This window comes from Paenarthrobacter ureafaciens (assembly GCF_004028095.1).
GTDB classification, from domain to species: domain Bacteria; phylum Actinomycetota; class Actinomycetes; order Actinomycetales; family Micrococcaceae; genus Arthrobacter; species Arthrobacter ureafaciens.
Map to the genome: position 1 here is coordinate 456659 of NZ_SBHM01000007.1, position 20715 is coordinate 477373.

At 63.4% G+C, this 20715-nt stretch carries 17 protein-coding genes and 1 tRNA gene; 10 read left to right on the forward strand and 8 right to left on the reverse strand.

Annotated features, from left to right (window positions below):
* Position 1 precedes the first annotated feature (1 nt).
* From AUR_RS06300 to AUR_RS06310, 3 genes are all read left to right on the forward strand, one after another.
* A complete protein-coding gene (locus tag AUR_RS06300; RefSeq protein ID WP_062097890.1) occupies positions 2 to 922 on the forward strand; it encodes a carbohydrate ABC transporter permease in 921 nt (306 codons plus the stop codon).
* Between the two features lie 29 nt (positions 923 to 951).
* On the forward strand, positions 952 to 2289 hold the full coding sequence (locus AUR_RS06305) for an ABC transporter substrate-binding protein (RefSeq protein ID WP_062097899.1): 1338 nt from the start codon (positions 952 to 954) through the stop codon (positions 2287 to 2289).
* Positions 2290 to 2383: 94 nt separating this feature from the next.
* Positions 2384 to 4555, forward strand: a complete 2172-nt coding sequence (locus AUR_RS06310; protein WP_128397084.1) for an alpha-galactosidase — start codon at positions 2384 to 2386, stop codon at positions 4553 to 4555.
* A gap of 213 nt (positions 4556 to 4768) precedes the next feature.
* Here AUR_RS06310 and aroQ read toward each other — a convergent pair whose 3' ends face one another.
* Together aroQ and AUR_RS06320 are read right to left on the reverse strand one after the other, a co-directional pair.
* Positions 4769 to 5233 carry a type II 3-dehydroquinate dehydratase gene (aroQ, locus tag AUR_RS06315; protein ID WP_021473788.1) on the reverse strand — a complete coding sequence of 155 codons (465 nt, stop codon included), beginning with the start codon at positions 5231 to 5233 and terminating at the stop codon, positions 4769 to 4771.
* Positions 5234 to 5378: 145 nt separating this feature from the next.
* Positions 5379 to 6563, reverse strand: coding sequence for a MarP family serine protease (locus tag AUR_RS06320; protein ID WP_062097903.1), 1185 nt, complete (start codon positions 6561 to 6563; stop codon positions 5379 to 5381).
* 236 nt (positions 6564 to 6799) lie between these two features.
* Here AUR_RS06320 and AUR_RS06325 point away from each other — a divergent pair, with 236 nt between their 5' ends.
* Positions 6800 to 7477 carry a Crp/Fnr family transcriptional regulator gene (locus AUR_RS06325; protein WP_011775987.1) on the forward strand — a complete coding sequence of 226 codons (678 nt, stop codon included), beginning with the start codon at positions 6800 to 6802 and terminating at the stop codon, positions 7475 to 7477.
* 189 nt (positions 7478 to 7666) lie between these two features.
* Here AUR_RS06325 and AUR_RS06330 read toward each other — a convergent pair whose 3' ends face one another.
* The 3 genes from AUR_RS06330 to AUR_RS06340 are packed head-to-tail and all read right to left on the reverse strand — an operon-like array spanning position 7667 to position 9290.
* Positions 7667 to 8578 carry an NUDIX hydrolase gene (locus AUR_RS06330; protein WP_021473786.1) on the reverse strand — a complete coding sequence of 304 codons (912 nt, stop codon included), beginning with the start codon at positions 8576 to 8578 and terminating at the stop codon, positions 7667 to 7669.
* A gap of 17 nt (positions 8579 to 8595) precedes the next feature.
* Positions 8596 to 9132, reverse strand: coding sequence for a RidA family protein (locus AUR_RS06335; RefSeq protein WP_021473785.1), 537 nt, complete (start codon positions 9130 to 9132; stop codon positions 8596 to 8598).
* A gap of 2 nt (positions 9133 to 9134) precedes the next feature.
* On the reverse strand, positions 9135 to 9290 hold the full coding sequence (locus tag AUR_RS06340) for a Sp36 family protein (protein WP_011775990.1): 156 nt from the start codon (positions 9288 to 9290) through the stop codon (positions 9135 to 9137).
* A gap of 37 nt (positions 9291 to 9327) precedes the next feature.
* Between AUR_RS06340 and AUR_RS06345 the strand changes: the two genes are divergently transcribed.
* The 5 genes from AUR_RS06345 to AUR_RS06365 all read left to right on the forward strand — a co-directional run bounded on the left by AUR_RS06345 (position 9328) and on the right by AUR_RS06365 (position 16562).
* Positions 9328 to 11646, forward strand: coding sequence for a transglycosylase domain-containing protein (locus AUR_RS06345; protein WP_062099340.1), 2319 nt, complete (start codon positions 9328 to 9330; stop codon positions 11644 to 11646).
* A 3-nt stretch (positions 11647 to 11649) separates the two neighbouring features.
* Complete coding sequence (locus tag AUR_RS06350; protein ID WP_062097905.1) at positions 11650 to 12597, forward strand: metallophosphoesterase; 948 nt, start codon at positions 11650 to 11652, stop codon at positions 12595 to 12597.
* A 151-nt stretch (positions 12598 to 12748) separates the two neighbouring features.
* Positions 12749 to 14548 carry an ABC transporter ATP-binding protein gene (locus tag AUR_RS06355; RefSeq protein ID WP_062097908.1) on the forward strand — a complete coding sequence of 600 codons (1800 nt, stop codon included), beginning with the start codon at positions 12749 to 12751 and terminating at the stop codon, positions 14546 to 14548.
* Positions 14545 to 16377: an ABC transporter ATP-binding protein gene (locus AUR_RS06360; protein WP_062097910.1), complete on the forward strand. Its 1833-nt coding sequence runs from the start codon at positions 14545 to 14547 to the stop codon at positions 16375 to 16377. The genes AUR_RS06355 and AUR_RS06360 overlap by 4 nt, the downstream gene beginning before the upstream one ends.
* 108 nt (positions 16378 to 16485) lie before the next feature.
* Positions 16486 to 16562: transfer RNA gene (locus tag AUR_RS06365), tRNA-Pro, on the forward strand.
* A gap of 197 nt (positions 16563 to 16759) precedes the next feature.
* Here the strand turns inward: AUR_RS06365 and AUR_RS06370 are convergent.
* Positions 16760 to 16984, reverse strand: coding sequence for a hypothetical protein (locus tag AUR_RS06370; protein WP_021473780.1), 225 nt, complete (start codon positions 16982 to 16984; stop codon positions 16760 to 16762).
* A 124-nt stretch (positions 16985 to 17108) separates the two neighbouring features.
* Between AUR_RS06370 and AUR_RS06375 the strand changes: the two genes are divergently transcribed.
* Positions 17109 to 18377 (forward strand): helix-turn-helix domain-containing protein, encoded by a 1269-nt coding sequence (locus AUR_RS06375; protein WP_062099342.1) that lies wholly within the window; start codon positions 17109 to 17111, stop codon positions 18375 to 18377.
* Positions 18378 to 18451: 74 nt separating this feature from the next.
* Here AUR_RS06375 and AUR_RS06380 read toward each other — a convergent pair whose 3' ends face one another.
* A complete protein-coding gene (locus tag AUR_RS06380; RefSeq protein ID WP_062097912.1) occupies positions 18452 to 19390 on the reverse strand; it encodes a phosphoribosylaminoimidazolesuccinocarboxamide synthase in 939 nt (312 codons plus the stop codon).
* Positions 19391 to 19393: 3 nt separating this feature from the next.
* Entirely contained in the window at positions 19394 to 20704 is a 1311-nt protein-coding gene (gene purD / locus AUR_RS06385; RefSeq protein ID WP_021473777.1) for a phosphoribosylamine--glycine ligase, read from the reverse strand.
* Between the last annotated feature and the right edge of the window lie 11 nt (positions 20705 to 20715).

Sequence of the window (20715 nt, forward strand, 5' to 3'; positions counted from 1 at the left end):
AATGACAAGCTCAACCCTGCCTGAAACCCGCACGCCGTCCCGGAAGAAGCCCCTGAATTGGCGCCGCATCGGCGCGTGGGTGCTGGTCGCCGTCGCCGTCGCCGTGACCATTGCCCCTTTCTACTGGATGCTGCGCACGGCACTTTCCAGCAACGGCGCCCTAGCCTCCAACTCGGGCAACCTCCTCCCCGCCGAGTTCAGCTGGGGCGCCTTCAAACGGGTCCTTGGCCTTCAAACCACCGAGGAAGCGATCGCCGAAGGCGGCTCCGGCGCCGCCATCAACTTCTGGCTTTACCTGAGGAACTCGATCGTCTTTGCCACGGTCACCACTGTGGCGCAGGTGTTCTTCAGCGCGATGGCTGCCTACGCCTTCGCCCGGCTTCGCTGGCCCGGAAGGAACAAGGTCTTCGGCCTGTTCCTCACCACCATGATGGTCCCGCCCATCTTCACCGCCTTGCCCAACTTCCTCATGATCAAGAACCTCGGGCTGCTCAACACCATGGCCGGCATGACCCTCCCGTTCCTGTTCATGACGCCGTTTGCGATCTTCTTCCTACGCCAGTTCTTCCTGGGCATGTCCCGCGAGGTTGAGGAAGCGGCCATGCTCGACGGCGCCAAGCACCTGAGGATCTTCTTCCAGATTGTGCTTCCCAACGCCGCAGCCCCCATCGCCACCCTGGCGCTGCTCACCTTCATCGGTCAGTGGAACGAATACTTCTGGCCGCTCCTGGTTGGCCAGGACGAAAGCGTCCGGGTACTCACTGTCGGCCTGAGCGTCTTCAAATCACAATCCCCGCAGGGCGCCTTGGATTGGTCCGGACTCATGGCCGGAACCCTCGTGGCCGCGCTGCCGATCTTCATCCTGTTCATCGCCTTCGGCAAGAAGGTTGTGAACTCCATCGGATTCTCCGGAATCAAATAAACCGCAAGAACACTCCTGAAAGGCCTGTCATGAAGAAACCCCTTGGCGTCGCAGCTGCAGCCGCCGTCCTTGCCCTGACGATGTCCGCCTGCGGTAGCTCCGATTCCGGTTCCGCGGCAAACGGCGAAATCAACTACTGGCTTTGGGACGCCAACCAGCTTCCCGCCTACCAACAGTGCGCCGATGACTTCACCAAAGCCAACCCGGATATCAAGGTCAAAATCACCCAACGCGGGTGGGACGACTACTGGACCACCTTGACCAACGGCTTTGTGGCCGGAACGGCACCGGACGTCTTTACCAACCACCTCTCCAAATACCCGGAATTCGCGGCCAAGAAGCAGCTGCTGCCCTTGGACGAAGCAGTTGAAAAGGACGGCGTCAAACTGGACGCCTACACCGCCGGGCTTCCGGAACTGTGGGTCGGCCAGGACGGCAAGCGTTACGGCCTTCCCAAAGACTGGGACACCGTGGGCCTGTTCTACAACAAGGCAATGACCGACGCCGCAGGCATCCCGGCCGAACAGATGGCCAACCTTGACTGGAACCCCAAGGACGGCGGCAGCTACGAGAAAGTCATTGCCAAGCTGACGGTGGACAAGAACGGCAAGCGCGGCGACGAGCCCGGCTTCGATAAGAACAATGTAGCCACGTACGGCTTGGGACTCACCGGCAGCGGCGCAGGCCAAGGCCAGACTGAATGGAGCTTCCTCACCGCCACCACCGGATGGACTGCTACGGACAAGAACCCTTGGGGAAGCAAGTTCAACTACGACGACCCCCGCTTCCAGGAGACCATCACCTGGTGGGCCGGGCTGACGGAAAAGGGTTACATGCCCAAGCTGGAAACCACCGTGGGTGCGAGCATGCCGGACAGCTTCGGCGCCGGAAAGGCCGCCATCAACTCCAACGGCGACTGGCTGATCGGGCAGTACAAGACCTACAAGGGCATTGAGACCGCCATTGCTCCTACGCCCAAGGGCCCCAACGGCCAGCGCGCTTCCATGTTCAACGGCTTGGCGGACTCCGTCTGGGCCGGCACCAAGAACCCGGCAGCGAGCGTCAAGTGGGCTGAATACCTCGGCTCAGCAGCCTGCCAGGACGTCGTCGCGGGCAAGGCCGTGGTGTTCCCGGCAATCAGCAGCTCCGCCGAGATCGCCGCCAAGGCCTTCGCCGACAAGGGCATCGACGTGTCCGCTTTCACCACTCACGTCAAGGACGGCACCACCTTCCTCTTCCCGATTGCAGACAAAGCAGCAAAGGTGGACGGCATCATGAAGCCCGCCATGGACGCCGTGCTTTCGGGCAAGAAGCCCGCTTCATCGCTCACGGAAGCCAACAACCAGGTCAACGATCTCTTCAAGTAAAGCCCCTTTTGCGGGGCCCGTTCTGCGCGCTTTGATTCCCAGGACGGCGCGCACACCGGGCCCCGCACCCCTTATCTGAAAGCGACAAACACGCATGCACCCGCTCCACCTCCGTTCCGCCGGCACCAGCCTGGTCATCAGCACGCACCGCGGAGAGGCCGAGATTACTCATTGGGGAGCCGACCTCGGCGACTCACTCCCCGACCTTTCCATCCTCAACGAGCCCGTTCCGCCGTCCGCGGCTGACGCGAATGTACCGGCCGGGCTGCTCCCCCAGGCTTCCTCCTCGTGGCAGGGCCGCCCGGGCCTCAGGGGACACCGCGTCATAGACGGCGTTCCCGGCTTTGATTTTTCGGTGCGCCTCCGCGTGGTGAGTGCGCCGACGGACGGCAGTACCGCCGTCGTTCTTCAGTCAGATCCCGACGCCGGGATCACCGTCACCAGCAACCTCACCCTCCATCCGGGCGGGCTGCTGGAACTGCGGCACGAACTACGGAATGACGGAACGTCGCCGTTCCAGGTGGACGAATTGGCAACCGTTCTCCCGGTGGCGCCGGACGCCGTCGAACTTTTGGACCTGACCGGACGCTGGTGCCGGGAGCGCCACCCGCAGCGCCGCCCCCTCCAGCAGGGAACGTGGGTCAGGACGGGACGGCACGGGCGCACCGGGCATGATTCGTCCCTGCTGTTCGCCGCCGGGACGGCAGGTTTCGGCAACCGGCACGGCAAGGTTTGGGCCACGCATCTCGCGTGGAGCGGCAACCATGAACAATTTGCGGACAGCGCGGCCGACGGGCGCACCATGATCGGCGGCTCCGAGTTGCTGGGCGCCGCCGAAGTGGTGCTGCAACCCGGCGAAAGCTACGCATCTCCCGCCCTGTACGCCGCCTACTCGGACCGTGGCCTCGACGGCATCACTGAAGCCTTCTACAGCTGGTTCCGGGCCCGGCCGCACCATGTATCGGGCCCGCGCCCCGTGGTCTTGAACACCTGGGAAGCGGTCTACTTTGACCACAATCTGGACACCCTGCTGGAACTCGCGGAGTCAGCCGCTGATTTGGGCGTGGAACGCTTTGTGCTGGACGACGGCTGGTTCCGTGGCCGCCGTGATGACCATGCCGGGCTGGGCGACTGGTACGTGGATGAAACGGTGTGGCCCAAGGGGCTGACACCGCTCATCCAGGCGGTGACGTCCCGCGGCATGGAGTTCGGGCTGTGGGTGGAACCGGAGATGGTCAACCTTGATTCGGACGTCGCGCGCGCCCATCCCGAGTGGATTGTTGGCCCCTCGGTTGCGTCCTACAAGGAGGGCGGCCGGCTCCCGCTCGAGTGGAGGCACCAGCACGTCATGGACCTCGTCAACCCGGAAGCCTGGCAGTACGTCTACGATCGGATCGACGCCCTGCTGCGGGAGAACGACATCAGCTACCTCAAATGGGACCAAAACCGCGACCTGCTGGAACACGGACATGCGGGGCGCGCTTCGGTCCATGAGCAGACCCTCGGCGCATACCGACTCTTCGACGCCTTGCGTGCTGCGCACCCGGAGGTGGAGATTGAGAGCTGCTCGTCCGGCGGCGCCCGCGTGGACTTGGGGATCCTGGAGCGGACAGACCGGATCTGGGCATCGGATTGCAACGACGCGCTGGAGCGCCAAACCATCCAGCGCTGGACAGGCATGGTGGTCCCCCCGGAGCTGGTCGGCAGCCACATCGGTCCCACGACGTCGCACACCACCGCCCGGACACACGATCTTTCCTTCCGCGCGATCACCGCACTCTTCGGCCATTTCGGCATGGAGTGGGATGTCCGCGCGGTCAGGGGAGCCGAGCGCGAGGAACTCAAGCGGTTCATCGCGTTGTACAAGGCGCACCGGGACCTCATCCACAGTGGACGAATGGTGCGCGCCGACTCCCCCGATGAGTCCCTCATGGTGCATGGCGTGGTCGCGTCGGAGTACGACGGCGGTATCCCGGCCGGTGCCACTGCGGCGCTGTTTGCGGTGGTCAAGACGCGGACGTCGTTCGCCGAACAGGTGGGCCGCGTTTCACTCCCGGGGCTCGATGCGGACCGTGGCTACCGTGTGGAGCTGCTGTTCCCCACGCCGGAAGACCCCGATTACAGCCACACGGTCATCGAAGCCCAGCCGGTGCAGTGGCTCGCCTCCGGCGCGGAAGCTTCCGGGCGGTTCCTCGGGGAAGTCGGGCTGCCGATGCCCGTCCTGCACCCTGAGCACGCGGTCCTCCTCCGGATCACCGCCTTGTGATCCTCTATCACATCCCAACGCTTTGGGCCCGACGCCCTATCACATCCCAACGCTTTGGGCCCGACGCCCTATCACATCCCAACGCTTTGGGCCCGACGCCCTATCACATCCCAACGCTTTGGGCCCGACGCCCTATCACATCCCAACGCGCTGGGCCCGACGCTCTATCACATCCCAACGCTTTGGGCCCGACGTTCTATCACATCCCAACCGTCAGAGCGTGTCGGCCAGATAGTCGACGGCCAGCTTGTACCCGAGTACACCGGCACCAACAATGATCGCGTTGCACACGCCGGACAGGTACGAGTGGTGGCGGAATTCCTCCCGCTGGTGGACGTTGGTGATGTGCACCTCGACGGCGGGGAGCTGGACAGCTGCCAAGGCGTCGCGAAGCGCCACGGACGTGTGAGTGAACGCCCCCGCATTAATCACGATGCCAACGGCCGTTCCGCGGGCGGCGTGGATTGCGTCCAAGAGATCGCCTTCATGGTTCGACTGGACGCAATCCACCGTGAACCCGTGCGATTCGGCGGCGGACAAGGCCAGTCGTTCAACGTCCGCCAATGTGGAGGTCCCGTACTTCTCGGGCTCACGCGTACCCAAAAGGTTCAAGTTGGGGCCGTTGACAACAAGAATGGTGCCGCGTCCGGGTTCAGAGGCGGGAGTGGCTTCAGTCATGACTCTCAATCTATAGGGGTGAAAGAGCGTCTGGGAATCAGGGCCCTTAGGTGAACGAGCGTTGGCAAAAAACGCTCATTATGTGAGAGAGCATCGCGAATGTGGGGGCACATCACGCGGACGGGGGCAGGTCAGGCAGCGGGTATTACTTGCGCGTGCACTGGCCTGACTCCACCGGGGCGCTCAATCCGGGAGCCTGCGCCGCTACCGGCTGGACGTCCTGCATGGTCAGCGCGAAACCGAGGGCAGCATTGGTTGTTGTTTTGGCAAAGATGAGGCCAGCCACCTGCCCCTGCGTCGTGAGCAAAGGCCCGCCCGAGTTGCCCGGCTGGACGTCGCCCGCCAGCTTATAGACCAGCTCAGGTGACGGGTTGCTGCCGTAAATGTCCGGAACCAGGATCGTCGAGATCCCTTCCACAGTGGCGGGTTTGGACTGGAACGGCCCGCCGTGCGGGTAACCGGCGAACGCTGCGGGACTGCCGTCAGGCAGGTCCCCGCTCAACGGCAGCGGCGAAGCGGCGAGTCCGTCCACAGCCAACACGGCAATGTCCCGCCGGGGGTCGAAGTAGACCACCCGTCCCGGCAGCGCACCGCCGTCGGGCACTTCCACCACCGGTTGCGACACGCCGGCAACGACGTGCGCGTTGGTGACCACGCGCTCCGGTGACACCACGAAGCCGGAACCCGTCTGGTTCTGGCCGCATTGGAAGGCTGTGCCGGCGATCTTCAGCACGGATTGTGCAGCCTGGTTGAGGGCAGGGGTATCGGTGGACTCGTTGGGGATTTTGGCCGGTGTGGTGGAGCCGAAGCCCTCGATCAGTTTGGGAATGCCATCGCCGATCACCGTGGACCGCAGTTGCGCCATGGTGGCTTTGACGGGCGTTGGCGTCAGTGAATCGATGTACCGGATCACCCTGGATTGCGCCAGCTGCTGTGAGACGAAGGGCACACCGAGGGAACTGATGCTGAAGGCCAACATGGACATGACCAGCGCGGCGACCACGAGGCTTACCGCACCGCCCACCAGGCGGTCCACAGCGTGCAGCGGCTTAAGCCGCACCACGTGACGGACCCGTCGCCCGATCATGGTTCCGAGTCCATGGCCCAAAGCAATAAGTACGACGGCGGCAGCCACTGTGGCGGTAAGCCTCCACGCGCTGTCACTCACCCAGCCGCTGACCAGCGGGACCGCGATGAAGGCCGCGATTGCACCAACGATGAATCCCGCGATCCCGCCGAGGGTCACCAGGAAGCCATTGCGAAGGCCATAGATCAGGTAGGACAAGAGCATGAAAATCAATGCAAAGTCCAAAATGGTCAAGCCAAACACCAAGTGCTCCTCATAGCCGGGTAGCGCCAATTCTAGAGGGGGACCCTGACAGTAAACCGTTAGCCCGGTCACGGAGCGGGCTCGGTCCGGGTTCAGTTGTGGCCTGAAACAGGGCGATCGGGCAACGGAATCCGCGTGATTTCAGCGTTTCACGTGCCAAGTACGTCACAGAACGCTAAAAATTCTGAAACAATGGCTGAAGCGCCACGACCGAAACTTTATTCTCAGGAGACTTCATGGACATCGAGGTATTGCGCCGCGCACCCCTCTTCGCCACCCTTGACGACGATGCATTCCGCTTGCTGACAGACGAACTCACCGAGGTGGATCTTTCCCGCGGGGCGTCGGTGTTCCGCGAAGGAGACCAGGGTGACCAGCTCTACTTCATTGTGTCCGGCAAGGTAAAGCTCGGCCGCACTTCCCCCGACGGCCGTGAGTCGCTGCTGGCGATCCTCGGCCCCGGTGAACTCTTCGGCGAGATGGCCCTGTTCGATCCGAGCCCCCGCACCGCTACGGCAACCGCTGTCTCGGAGACCCGCCTCGCCGGCCTGAAGAACGAGAGCCTCAACGCACTGCTCCGCACCCGCCCTGAGGTGTCGGCCCAGCTGCTGCAGGCCTTGGCGCGCCGCCTGCGCCGCACCAACGATTCCCTGTCCGACCTCGTCTTCTCCGACGTCCCCGGCCGCGTAGCGAAGGCCCTCCTGGACCTCGCCGACCGCTTCGGCCGCCCTGCGACCGACGGCGTGCTGGTCGCCCACGAACTGACGCAGGAAGAACTGGCCCAGCTGGTCGGCGCATCCCGCGAAACTGTCAACAAGGCCCTGGCCGAATTCGTCCAGCGCGGTTGGCTGCGGTTGGAAGCGCGCGCCGTCGTTATTCTCGACATGCAGCGCCTGCGTCAGCGCTCCCGCTAAACCCCCTTCGCAAAGAGGCCGCTCCGGTGATCACCGGGGCGGCCTTTTTCGTGAGAGAGGAACGCCCGAAAATGGGCGGGACGTGACAGAGGGACGCCGGAAAACGGGCGGGAAGTGATAGAGGAACGCCTCAAAACCGGCGGGAAGTGACAGAGGGACGCCGGAAAACGGGCGGGAAGTGATAGAGGGTCAGCGTTCGCGCTGGGGTTCGCCCGGGACGGTCCTTGCGGCTTCAACCTCGAGCATGAGCTGCCCGCCCTCGTCCACGAGCCGGGGCTGGTAGACATGCGCCTTCCGCTTGTAGCTCAGGTAAGCGATGCAGCCGTTGGCGTGGGCCATTTTCTCGAGCATGATCTCAGACCCGGGAACCAGCAGCTCGCCGAGCTTGTGGCCGACGGTGTTTTCCTGTGCCACTTCATCACCCAAGGCGGAGGTGTCCCTGAGGGCAATAGCCTCGGCAGCATTGACCCATCGGCCCCATACGCCCTTGCTGCCCAGGATGCTCGGCTGCTGGTTGACGGGAACAGTGGCCGCGAAATAGCGCGTGTTGAAGCGTGAGTGCGCGAAGTCGGGGCTGAGCCAATTGACCAGGGGTTTGAGGAGGTCGGTGCGCACGGACAGTCCGCGCTTCGCCAGGACTTCTGTGAAGGATTTCTCCTGGGCGGCAACAGCCTCGCGGGCCTTCATCCATTCCACGGTGGAGTTCGACTCCACCGTGGAGGCAGCGTCAGGGCCTGCCAACAGAACGCCGGTCTCTTCGAAGAGCTCCCTGATGGCGCCCACCACGTGACGGCGGGCGAGTCCGACGTCGTCCGTCCCCATCTGCTCGGCCCAGTGCTGGGGCGACGGGCCCAACCAACCGACGGGTTCGTCGTCGGAGGGTTCAAGCGAACCGCCGGGGAACGCGAGAACGCCCAACGGCGAGGAGCCGGGCCTGTAACCAAGCCACGTCTCCAAGCCGGTGGGCGAATCACGCAGCAGGACAACGGATGATGCGTAGCGGGCGGCCCTGGGGGTCCGCTCGCCAAGGTGAAGCCAGTTCTCTGCCGCTCCTTCGAGTTCAGGAGGCAGGACAAACAGGCGACGGGCAAGCTGAGGCACTTGGGTGAACCGGTTCCTTAGCTGAATTCAGCGATGAGCTCGACCTCGACAGGCGAGTCAAGCGGCAATACGGCAACGCCGACGGCGGAACGGGCGTGGATGCCGGCGTCGCCGAATACCTGGCCCAGGAGTTCGGAAGCGCCGTTGATGACACCGGGCTGGCCGGTGAACGTGGGATCGGATGAGACGAAGCCAACAACTTTGACGATCCGGGTAACGCGGTCGAGGTCGCCGATGACGCTCTTCACTGCTGCGAGGGCGTTGATCGCGCATACGGCGGCGTAACGCTTGGCGTCCTCGGGATCGACGGTGGGCTCATCGGACGTGCCGAGTTCGCCTGTGGAGACCTTGCCCGTAGCTTCGAGTTTGCCGTTAATAAAGGGCAGCTGGCCGGAGGTGTAGACGTAGCTGCCGGACACGACGGCCGGAACGTAGGCAGCAACCGGAGCGGCGACCTCGGGAAGGGTCAGTCCGAGCTCCGCGAGGCGCTGTTCGACGGCGGACGTCGGAGCGCCCGATTCCGCGGCAGAGGTGGTTTCTGCGGGGGTAGTCATTGTTACTGCTTCTCCCTTTTAAGGTATGCGACAAGTCCTTTGCCATCGGGGCCACCGACGACCTGTACAAGCTCCCAGCCGTCCTCGCCCCATTGGTCCAGGATCTGCTTCGTGGCATGGATTATGAGCGGAATCGTGGCGTACTCCCATTTGGTCATGACAGAAAGCCTAGCCCTTGCCGGTAAAGTGGAAAACATGGTGACTCGCAAGAACCCCATATTCGACACTGCCACCACCCTCGGAAAGATTCTAGGTTTCCTTGGCGTGAGTGCAATTTGTGGCGTCTTGGTGGCGGGCCTCTTGGTCCCGGCCGCCGCCGTCTCCGGCAGTGCCGCCAGTGGTTCCATCCAGTTCTTTGACACGCTTCCGGCGGAGCTCCAAGTGGACCCGCCGAGCCAGAACACCACGATTCTGGCCAAGGACGGATCGCCCATTGCGTCGATCTACGCGGAGAACCGGACGAAGGTCCCCCTCGACCAGATGAGCCCCTTCATCAAGGACGCTGTCATCGCGATCGAGGACAGCCGTTTTTATGAGCACGGCGGCATCGACACCACGGGCATCATGCGCGCGCTGGTGAGCACGGCCCGCGGTAACAAGCAGGGTGCGTCCACCATCACCCAGCAGTACGTCAACAACGTCATCAACGAGTCACTGGTGGCTTCCGGCAAGGAAGAAGACGTCAAGCTCAACGGCCTTAACAAGGGCGTTGGGGACAAGCTGCGTGAAATGAAGCTCGCGATCGCCTTGGAGAAGAAGTTCTCCAAGGAGCAGATCCTTGAGGGATACCTCAACATTGTCTTCTTCAACCGTGACGCTTACGGCATCGAAGCCGCTTCCAAGTTCTTCTTCAGCACCAGCGCGAAGGACCTGACGCTGCCGCAGGCAGCCCTGCTTGCAGGCCTGGTCAACAGCCCCTCGGCCTTTGATCCGATCAGCAACCCGGACAACTCCAAGAAGCGCCGCGACCTGGTGCTGGCCGCCATGGTCAACCAGGGCAAAATCACCCAGGCAGAGTACGACGAGGCTGTGGCCACTCCTGTCACCACCAAGGTCACCCCGGCCCGCCAGGGTTGCGCCTACGCCACCATGGCTCCGTACTTCTGTGACTACGTGCTCCACCTTCTCTTGAACAACCCCGCCTACGGCGAAACTTCCGACGATCGCGAGAAGCGCATCATGCGCGGCGGCCTCACCATCCAGACCACCCTCGACCCCACGGCCCAGGCTGTGGCACAGCAGCAGGTGGACGGTACGGCCGGCGCCAACCCGGACAAGTGGGGAGCGTCGATCGTCTCCGTGCAGCCGGGCACCGGCCAGATCGTGAGCATGGCCCAGAACACCGTGTGGCTCCCGCAAGAGGGCAAGTTCGATCAAACCCAGAACTTCAACGTGGACGTCATGGACGCCAAGGGCAACGACCTGAACGGCATCGGTGGCTTCCAGCCCGGCTCGACGATGAAGCCGTTTACGTTCGCCGAATGGTTGAACGAAGGCAAGTCCATGAACCAGACGGTCAACGCAGCACAGCGCCGGTATCCGCAGAACTTCCCTTGGAAGAACACCTGCGAGACGCCGACCGTTGGGTGGTATGACGCGACGAATGGCACGTTCGATCTCCAGAACTCCGAGGAGAACTACTACCGGAACATGACGGTCCTCTACGGCCTGATGAACTCCATCAACACCGCCACGTTCGCTTCAGCGGCACAGGTGGACCTCTGTGGGATTCAGAAGATTGTTGACGCTGTGGGAATCCATGGCGGTCTGCCCGCGCGGGACAAGGAAACCGGCAAGATCACGGATCCGAATCCCAAGGTCCCCATGACCACGCTGTCCAACCTGATCGGTGCGACGCAGACCGCACCGCTGACGATGGCCAGTGCTTTCGCGACCTTCGCTGCCGACGGCAAGTACTGTGAACCGATCGCCATCACGTCAGTGAAAGACCAGACCGGAGCTGACCTCCCGGCGCAGTCGTCCAACTGCAAGGACGCCGTAAAACCTGAGGTTGCGCGCGGCGTGGCTTATGCGATGCAGGAAGTACTGAATGCCGGTTCCGGTTCCTTGATCCGGCCCGCACTCAGCACCCGCAACAACTTCCCCGTCGCTGCCAAGACCGGTACCAACGACTCCAACGGCTCCACGTGGGTTGTCGGGTACACCACCGGCCTGGCCACGGCCTCTTGGTTCGGCGATCCCTTGGGTGACCAGCTCCGCCCGGGCCGTAACATCACCGTCAACGGCAAGTTCTACCAGTCCATTGACGGTTACATGATCGCCGGCCCGCAGTTCACCAACTTTATGCTGGCGGTGGCACCGGCGTATGGAACCAACCCGTTCCCGGCACCGCCATCGAACCTCATGGGTGGCGGAGCACCGCAGCGCAACACCACACCGGCGCCCAACACCCAGAACAGCAAGGCCCCGTCGAACGGCGGCAACAGCGGCAATAGTGGCAACAACGGGAACAACGGTGGAAACGGCAATAACAACGGCCCCGGCAAGGACTAACTAGTGACTTTCCGTGATTCCCTGGCAAACCGCGTCCGCGTTATTGGGCGCGGTTTCGCCGTAACCACAGCAATCGGAGCAACAGCCGGCGCAGCAGCTGCCGCCTACGGCTGGTGGGAAAAGGACCAGTTCGAGCTCAGGCGGGAGACGCTGCCCATTCTGCCCGAGGACTTTGGACCACTCCGCGTCCTGCACCTGAGCGACATCCACTTCGTCCCGGGACAAGACAAAAAGGCGCAGTGGCTGCGGTCTTTGGCAGACCTCAAACCGGACCTCGTGGTCAATACCGGTGACAACCTGAGCCACCAGAAGGCAATAGATCCCTTGGTGGAGGCGCTCCGTCCCCTGATGGAATTCCCGGGCGTCTTTGTGCCGGGTTCCAACGACTATTACGCGCCCCGCATGAAGAATCCGGCCGGCTACTTCCGTGGACCGTCAAAGCCCAAGCAAGACCCCATCAAGCTCGACTGGCCCAAGCTCCGCACGGCCTTCGGCATGGGCGGGTGGATCGAACTGACCAACCGGGCCCAATCGGTGGTCATCGACGGCCTGCGCTTCGACTTCTCCGGCGTCGATGATCCGCATCTGAAGCGTGACCGCTTTGCCGGTTGGCCCCGAGGCACGGTCAATCAGGATGCCCGCCCGCACCTGAAGGTTGGGGTAATCCACGCTCCGTACCAACGCGTCCTGGACCGCTTCACCGAAGCGGAGGCAGACCTCATCCTCGCCGGGCACACCCACGGCGGCCAGATCTGCATCCCCGGCTACGGTGCGCTCGTGTCCAATTGCGACCTCCCCACGTGGCGCGCCCGCGGCCTCCACGATTGGGAAAGCGATGGATTCACGACGCCGGTGAACGTCTCCGGCGGCATCGGAACCTCCCGCTTCGCCCCGGTACGCATAGCTTGCCGGCCTGAAGCGGTCCTGTTGACCCTTACGGCCCGCAACTGAACCAGCTGCGGCATTACAAAGCCCAATAACTGGGACCATCATTCCAACGGCGTCGCGCCATCCTGTGAAACGAATCACGGCATGGCATAGGGTTGTTGCTACGGGAAACTACCTCCGCACCACCTGAAGATCCAGCTGTTGAGAAGCGGGCATGTCCAAGCAAACGTCGTTCTTTACCTCCGTCGGCCGGCTATACCCCCATGTGCGGCCCATCCTGCCCCGGCTTTTCATGGGCCTTTTGTGCGCCTTGCTTGCCAGTGTCGTGGCACTGGCCATCCCGCAGGTGCTCCGGGTACTGGTCAATAACTCCCTTGAACCCGACGGCAACCCGGGCGCCGTCTGGACTGCCGCCGTCGTGATTCTTGCGCTTGGCGTGGGCGAAGCGGGACTGGTGGCGCTGCGCCGTCAGTTCGTGATCAACCCTGCGACCACGGTCGAGACGAAGATGAGGGTGTCCCTGTACGGGCACTTGCAGCAGCTCACGGTTGCCTTCCATGATCGCTGGGGTTCGGGGCAACTGCTCTCGCGGGCCATGACGGACCTCAGCTTCCTCCGCCGCTGGATGGCATTCGGCGCCATCATGCTGGTGGTCACGACGCTCACGGTGATCATTGGCGTGGGCGTCATGTTCTCCATGAGCTGGCAGTTGGCGTTGATCTTCCTGGCCGCTGCCGTCCCGATCATGGTCAACTCGTTCCGTTTCCGCCGCCGCTTCAGCCTGGTCACGCGGCTCAGCCAGGACCAGGCCGGCGACCTTGCCACCACAGTGGAAGAGTCGGTCCATGGCATCCGCGTCCTCAAGGCGTTCGGCCGCAGCCGGGAAGCGCTGGAGAACTTCAATGGACAGGCCGAGGAACTTCGCCAGACGGAGATCGCCAAAGCCAAGCAACAGGCCGGCTTCACGCTGGTAGTCACCCTCCTGCCCGAACTTGCCCTGGGTGTTGGACTGGTAGTCGGCATCATGCTGGCTGCTTCAGGCCAGCTGAGCATTGGAGCGCTCGTGGCCTTCTTCGCCACCGCGGCGGTCGTGGCGACTCCCGTGGAATTCTCGGGCATGCTTCTGGCCATGGCGCTGACCGCCAAAACCGCGCTTGACCGCCACTTCGAGGTCATGGACACGGTCAACACCATCACGTCCCCGGACCAGCCCGCCACCCCTTCCGTGGTCAGGGGCGCCTTGCGCTTTGAGCACGCAGGCTTCGGGTTCGACGACGGCGGGACGCTCCTGCGCGACGTCACCCTGGACATCCGCCCCGGCGAAACCATGGCCCTCGTGGGCATCACGGGAAGCGGAAAGAGCGCCATGCTGCAGCTGGTTCCGCGCCTCTACGACGTGACCGAAGGAGCTGTGACCATCGACGGCGTGGACGTGCGCGATTTCGACCTCCAAGAACTCCGGAGGATTGTGGCAGTGGCGTTCGAGGACACCACGCTCTTCTCCAGTTCCGTCCGGGACAACGTCCTGCTGGGCGCGCCCGACGCCTCGGATGCAGCCCTCGACGAAGCACTTGACGTCGCCCAGGCACAGTTCGCCTATTCATTGCCGGACGGCGTGGACACCTTGATCGGAGAGGAAGGGCTGAGCCTCTCCGGTGGCCAGCGGCAAAGGATCGCCCTGGCCCGTGCCATCGCAGCCAAGCCGAAGGTCCTGGTGTTGGATGACCCCCTGTCCGCCTTGGACGTCAACACCGAGGAACGCGTGGAAGCGCGGCTTCGCGATGTCCTCCACGACACCACGACGCTCATCGTTGCGCACAGGCCGTCCACGGTAGCGTTGGCGGACCGCGTGGCCTTGCTCGAAAACGGAACAATCACCGCCGTCGGAACCCATACCGAACTCCTGGCCAACAACGCCCACTACCGCTACGTCATCGCGAGCCTGGACACCGGGCCCAAGGACCTGGACAGCGAACTGCACGATCTCGAGGACGCAGAGGAGGCCCGCCGGTGAGTGCCACGACTTTTGGAACGGCCAACGAGGACAACACCCTTCTCTCCAAAGCTGACAGCAAAACCGTACGACGGCGGTCCCTCGCTTTGCTTGCCTCCCTGATACGTCCGGTCCGGCTGCGTTTTTGGTTGACGATCGTGATGGTGGTGGTTTCGCAGCTCACCCGCGTTGCGGGGCCGGCACTCATCGCTTTTGGCATCGACCACGCACTCCCCGCGTTGCAGTCCGGCGACAACGGTCCGCTGGTTCTGGTGGGCGTTCTGTATATCGCCGCGGCTGTGGCAACTGCCGGAATGACGGCGTTGTACGTCACCTCCACGGCACGCTTGAGCCAGGCGATGCTGTTGGATCTCCGGGTCCGGGTGTTCCGCCACACTCAGCGGCTGAGCCTCGAATTCCACGAGAAATACACTTCCGGGCGCATCATCGCCAGGCAGACCTCGGACCTGGAGGCTCTCCGCGAGCTCCTGGACTCGGGCGTCAGCTCACTGGCATCCGGCCTGCTGTTCATGATCTTCACCGCGGTCACCATCTTCGCTTTGGACTGGCGAAGCGGACTGATCGTCCTGGCTGCAGGGGTGCCCATGTTCTTCCTGGCCCGCTGGTACCAAATTCGTTCCCAGATCGCCTTCCGGGAATCCCGCGTCGTGTCGGCACGGCTGATCGTCCACTTCGTGGAGACCATGACCGGCATCCGTGCGGTCAAGGCTTTCCGCAAGGAGCGGGAGAACGCCGAACAGTACGGCGAGGTGGCCGAGGACTACCGCAAGGTCACGGTCCGGTCGATCTTCCTGAACGGTGTCCTGCAGCCCGGCCTGGTGCTGATCGGTAACGTCTGCGTGGCTGTAGTTCTGTTGTTCGGAGGCTTCCGGGTTCTCAGCGGGGATCTGGCGGTGGGTGTCCTGCTGGCCCTCATCCTGTCCACTAAGCGCTTCTTCCAACCCGTGGACCAGATGGCCATGTTCTACAACTCCTTCCAAAGTGCGCAGGCTGCCCTGGAAAAGGTGTCCGGGTTGCTCGAGGAAGTTCCCACCGTTCGTCCGCCCAAGAACCCGGTGGCGTTGAAGCAGCCGCGCGGCGAGATCGACTTCAACGGCGTGGAGTTCGGCTACAACGACGGCAGCATTGTGGTTCCACGGCTTGACCTGCACATTCCTGCCGGACAGACCGTGGCGCTGGTGGGGCAGACGGGCGCCGGCAAGTCAACGCTGGCCAAGCTCATAGCGCGTTTCTATGACGTCTCTTCCGGGTCCATCACGCTGGACGGCGTCGATCTGCGCGATCTGTCCACCACCGATCTTCGGCGGGCAGTGGTCATGGTCACCCAGGAAGCTTTCCTCTTCAGTGGCTCGGTGGCGGACAACATTGCCCTGGGACGCCCGGAAGCGTCCCGCGCCGAGATTGAAGCAGCGGCACGGGCAGTGGGAGCCCACGAGTTCATCATGGGCCTGCCTGACGGCTACGACACCGATGTGAACAAGCGGGGCGGACGCGTATCCTCCGGGCAGCGCCAGCTCATAGGCTTCGCCCGGGCCTTCCTCGCGGCGCCGGCAGTCCTGATCCTGGATGAGGCAACCTCCTCCCTGGATATCCCTTCCGAGCGGATGGTCCAGCAGGGATTGGCCAACCTGCTGGAAGGAGTATCCGGGGGCAGCGCGGGACGGACTGCGATCATCATTGCCCACCGTCTTTCCACCGTGGAGACTGCGGACCGTGTGCTGGTGGTCCACGACGGACGGATCGTTGAGGACGGGACACCCGCGGAATTGATCTCCGGCGGCGGCAGGTTCGCCCGCCTGCACGGGGCTTGGCGGGATTCCCTGGTCTAGCGTCAAGGGGTGGGGCTCACGGTGTTGTTGTGACGAGCAACACCGCTCCCCCGATTTCGCATCCCGCACCGAGTCAGCTATTCTTTAACAGTTGCTTTCGCAGCGGATCGGGATGTAGCGCAGCTTGGTAGCGCGCTTCGTTCGGGACGAAGAGGTCGCAGGTTCAAATCCTGTCATCCCGACCAAACACGAAAATGGCGTCGAGAAATCGGCGCCTTTTTTGTTTTAAGTTGAGCCCGGGACCCGAGCCCGGGACCTTGGGCCGGGGCCTTGTCTCAAGGCACGAGACTCACGGTTGCGCCGCCGGGCTGTCCACGCATAAAACGCAAAAAGAAACCCCGGAGCTGCTCGTGATGCTCCGGGGTTCCAGTCGAGTGATTGATTACATCGGATCCGGCCAGTTGCCGATGGACGAGGTGGTGTACGTCGTCTCCGTTGTCTTGGTGGGTGCCGCTACGCTTGCGCGCATCGGATCAGGCCAGTTGCCAATGGCACTGAGCGAAGTGTCGGATTCAACGGTCGAAGCCGCGGAGACGACTGCGGGAGCCGCAACCGTGAACGCAAGCGCGCCTGCCAGTGCCACCGAGGCGGCGAGTTTCTTGAACATATTGTTCCCCAATGCGAGTCGGATTCGTTACGGAAATTGCGCGGTCCCTGTTGACATACATTGTAAAATGTTTTCCACAGACACTGTCAAGGTTTGGGTCGAAAGACACCGGAGGGAGGAACCCGTGGGAAACGGATTCGGCGAGAAACTACGTGCCGAACGGCTGGAACGCGGTCTGACCCAGGCCGAGCTGGGTAAGAACCTGTACTCCCCGAGCTACATCTCCCTGCTTGAAACCGGACGGCGCGAGCCCACCCAAGAGGTCATCGAGGAACTCGCCCGGCGCTTGGAATTGGCACCTAAGGCCTTGGAGGCCTGGAGCCAGCCCGTTTCAGTCAGTGACGCCGAGTACGTCCTGGCCGGTCTTTACGCCCGGCAGGCCTGGGACCTCCGCGACTACCAATTAGCCGCCAGTCATGCAGCAACGGCAGCGCAGATCGCCCTGGAAGCCAAGAACAACAGCGCTTGGTGGAACATGACCTACATGCAGGCCGAGTGCGTCATGAAGCAGGGCCTGCTGAAGGAATGCCAGCAGATTGTCGAACACCTGCTGGAACACCCTATGGCCACCGAGTCCGCAGGCTTGGGAGTGCGCGCCTGGCAGATGCTTGCTGCTGTGTGCCACGGTCAAGGCCAACTAGCCACCGCCGTCGAGCATGCCAAGAAGGCAGTTGAACTCTCCAGTCAGCTGCCCAAGGGATCCACGCTGATCATCGGCGCCCACCGGGCGTTGATCGGTGCAATGGCTGAGAGCGGAAAACTGGATGAGGCGTGGGAGTACTGCCTTGCGATGATCGAGCACATGGATGAGCACTCCATGTCCCAGCTCGCCGGCGAGGTGGCCTGGGTGGTGGGCAACGTCGCCTTCATGCGCCACGATTACGCAGAGGGCATCAAGCACCACGAACGGGCCGCCAAGCTCCTCTCCCCCGCCAACGACATCGAACTGTGGGCGCGCTTCAACAAGGCCTCCGCCGCAGTCCGGCTGTCCTCCGGAATCGTTGAGCCGGAGACGTTGTCCGCCATCGAGCGGGCCGAGTTGGCCCTGTCCATTGTGGGCGGCAACAAGACCGACCAGCTCGAAGTCGCTTTCATCCGTGCGCGCTGGCTGTACCTGACCGGTGATATTCCTGCCGCCGTCGACAAACTGCGGGAGATTTACGAGGACCGCAAGGTCCTGGCCCGGCACACTGCCGGCGAAGTCTCACTTCTGCTCGGCAAGTCGTTGAAGGCTGCGGGCGAAACCGCCGAGGCGCTTCACTTCCTGGAGGAAGCACAGCACGACTTCAGCGCGGCGGGTGCCTCAGACCGTGTCCAGCAGGCCATGGACGCGGTCCTGGAAATCCGCTTGGCCGAACGCCGCGCCGCCGCAACACACCCGGAAGCCGTTTAAGCGCCAACTGACTGGCAGTAGGGGTTGCTCTGAGCGCTCAGAACAACCCCTACTGCCAGTCAGTTGGGCAGGCGTTACGCGAAGGTGCGGCCAGTCAGTTTCTCGTACGCTTCGACGTAGCGGGCGCGGGTGCGCTCCACAACCTCGGCAGGCAGTGCCGGCGGAGGGGTGTCCGAGGACTTGTCCCACCCGGATTCCGCGGAGGTCAGCCAGTCGCGGACGTACTGCTTGTCGTAGGACGGCTGCGACTTACCCGGTTCGTACGTGGACGCATCCCAGAAGCGGGACGAGTCCGGCGTCAGGACCTCGTCTCCCAGGGTGATCACGCCCGTGTTCGCATCGACACCGAACTCCACTTTGGTGTCGGCCAGGATGATGCCCCGTTCCCGGGCGATCTCCTCGGCGCGGGTGTAGATCTTCAGGGTGAGCTCGCTCAAGCGTGCAGCGATGTCGTCGCCAACCATGGCCACAACGTCGTCGTACGTGATGTTCTCGTCATGCTCGCCCACCTCGGCCTTGGCCGACGGCGTGAACAGCGCTTTCTTCAGGCGGGACCCGTCAACCAGGCCCTCGGGCAGCGGAATGTCGCACACCGTGCCCGATTCCTTGTACTCGGCCAGCCCGGAACCGGTCAGGTACCCGCGGGCGATGCACTCCACAGGGAACATGTCCAGCTTCTTGCAGATCATGGCCCGGCCCTCAACCTCCGCCGGAACACCGCCTTCAACGGTGGAAGCAAGCACATGGTGCTCAACACCCAGCTGATCGAACCACCACAGGCTCAACTGCGTCAGCACGCGGCCCTTGTCCGGGATCTCGCTGCTGAGCACATGGTCGTAGGCGCTAATCCGGTCGCTGGCCACCACCAGGACGCACTCCTGCCCGAACTTCTCGTTAATGGACTCATCGGCGGGAACGTAGAGGTCGCGGACCTTGCCGGAGTACACGTGCGTCCAGCCGGGAAGCTGCAAAGCCTCCGTCTCAAGGCCGCCGGTGGGAAGGGAATCAGTCATGGCTCAGGCCTGCACTTTCGGGATGCTTCCGGTGGCGCCGTACGGTACGTGGATTTCCCCGCGGGCGGCCTTGCCTGCAATATCCGTACGGAACTGTGCGCCTTCGAGCTGAATCAGCTCCACGCCGTCGTACGCTTTTTCGCGCGCGTCCACCAGGTCGGAACCGAGCGCAACAACGGCCAGGACGCGGCCGCCGGCCGAGACCACCTTGCCGTCGTCGTCCAGCTTGGTGCCGGCGTGGATGACGTGGACGCCGTCCAGCTCGTCAACCTTCTTGAGGCCGCGGATGCGGTCGCCCGTGCGGGGCGTGTCCGGGTAGTTCTCGGCGGCCACGACGACGGCGACCGCCGTGTCCTTGGACCAGCGCAGCTCTTCTGCCGTGTCCAGTTCGCCCTTGGCAGCTGCCAGCAGCAGCGCACCGAGCGGCGTCTTGAGGCGGGCAAGGACGGCCTGGGTCTCCGGATCGCCGAAGCGGACGTTGAACTCGATGACGCGGGTGCCGCGGGAGGTCAACGCGAGGCCGCAGTACAGGACCCCGATGAAAGGCGTGCCACGGCGGGCCATCTCGTCCACGGTGGGTTGGGCGACGCGGTCGATGACTTCCTGGACGAGGCCTTCCGGTGCCCACTCCAGCGGGGTGTAGGCACCCATGCCGCCGGTGTTGGGGCCTTCGTCGTTGTCGAAGATGCGCTTGAAGTCCTGCGCCGGGGACAACGGGACGGTGTTGCGGCCGTCGCAAAGAACAAACAGGGATACCTCGGGGCCGTCGAGGAACTCCTCGATCACCACGGTTCCGCCGGCGTCGAAGCAGGCCTGCGCGTGGGCCAGGGCTTCGTCGCGGTCACGGGTGACAACAACGCCCTTGCCGGCAGCCAGTCCGTCGTCCTTCACAACGTAGGGAGCACCGAAGGTGTCCAGCGCGTCGGCGGCTTCTTCGGCGTTCTCGGCAACCCGGGCCATGGCGGTCGGCACGCCGGCCTCGGCCATGATCTGCTTCGCAAAAGCCTTGGATGCCTCAAGCTGGGCGGCTTCCTTGCCAGGACCGAAAACGGGAATGCCTGCCTCACGGACGGCGTCGGAAACACCGGCAGCGAGGGGAGCTTCCGGACCAACCACTACCAGGTCCACGCCGAGCTTGGTGGCAAGGGCGGACACGGCTTCCGGGCTGTTCCCGTCGATCGCGTGGGTGGGAACCAGTTTGCTGATGCCTGCGTTTCCGGGCGCCGCGTGGACCTCGGAGACGTTGGGATCTTCAAGCAGGGAGCGGACAATGGCGTGTTCGCGGCCGCCTGGGCCAATGACGAGTACCTTCACAGTCTTCAAGG

Bases quoted from the DNA above. Each gene is read 5' to 3' on its own strand.
- AUR_RS06300 (WP_062097890.1), top strand. From the start codon at position 2: ATGACAAGCTCAACCCTGCCTGAAACCCGCACGCCGTCCCGGAAGAAG.
- AUR_RS06305 (WP_062097899.1), top strand. From the start codon at position 952: ATGAAGAAACCCCTTGGCGTCGCAGCTGCAGCCGCCGTCCTTGCCCTG.
- AUR_RS06310 (WP_128397084.1), top strand. From the start codon at position 2,384: ATGCACCCGCTCCACCTCCGTTCCGCCGGCACCAGCCTGGTCATCAGC.
- aroQ (WP_021473788.1), bottom strand. From the start codon at position 5,233: ATGACTGAAGCCACTCCCGCCTCTGAACCCGGACGCGGCACCATTCTT.
- AUR_RS06325 (WP_011775987.1), top strand. From the start codon at position 6,800: ATGGACATCGAGGTATTGCGCCGCGCACCCCTCTTCGCCACCCTTGAC.
- AUR_RS06335 (WP_021473785.1), bottom strand. From the start codon at position 9,132: ATGACTACCCCCGCAGAAACCACCTCTGCCGCGGAATCGGGCGCTCCG.
- AUR_RS06340 (WP_011775990.1), bottom strand. From the start codon at position 9,290: ATGACCAAATGGGAGTACGCCACGATTCCGCTCATAATCCATGCCACG.
- AUR_RS06345 (WP_062099340.1), top strand. From the start codon at position 9,328: ATGGTGACTCGCAAGAACCCCATATTCGACACTGCCACCACCCTCGGA.
- AUR_RS06355 (WP_062097908.1), top strand. From the start codon at position 12,749: ATGTCCAAGCAAACGTCGTTCTTTACCTCCGTCGGCCGGCTATACCCC.
- AUR_RS06370 (WP_021473780.1), bottom strand. From the start codon at position 16,984: ATGTTCAAGAAACTCGCCGCCTCGGTGGCACTGGCAGGCGCGCTTGCG.
- AUR_RS06380 (WP_062097912.1), bottom strand. From the start codon at position 19,390: ATGACTGATTCCCTTCCCACCGGCGGCCTTGAGACGGAGGCTTTGCAG.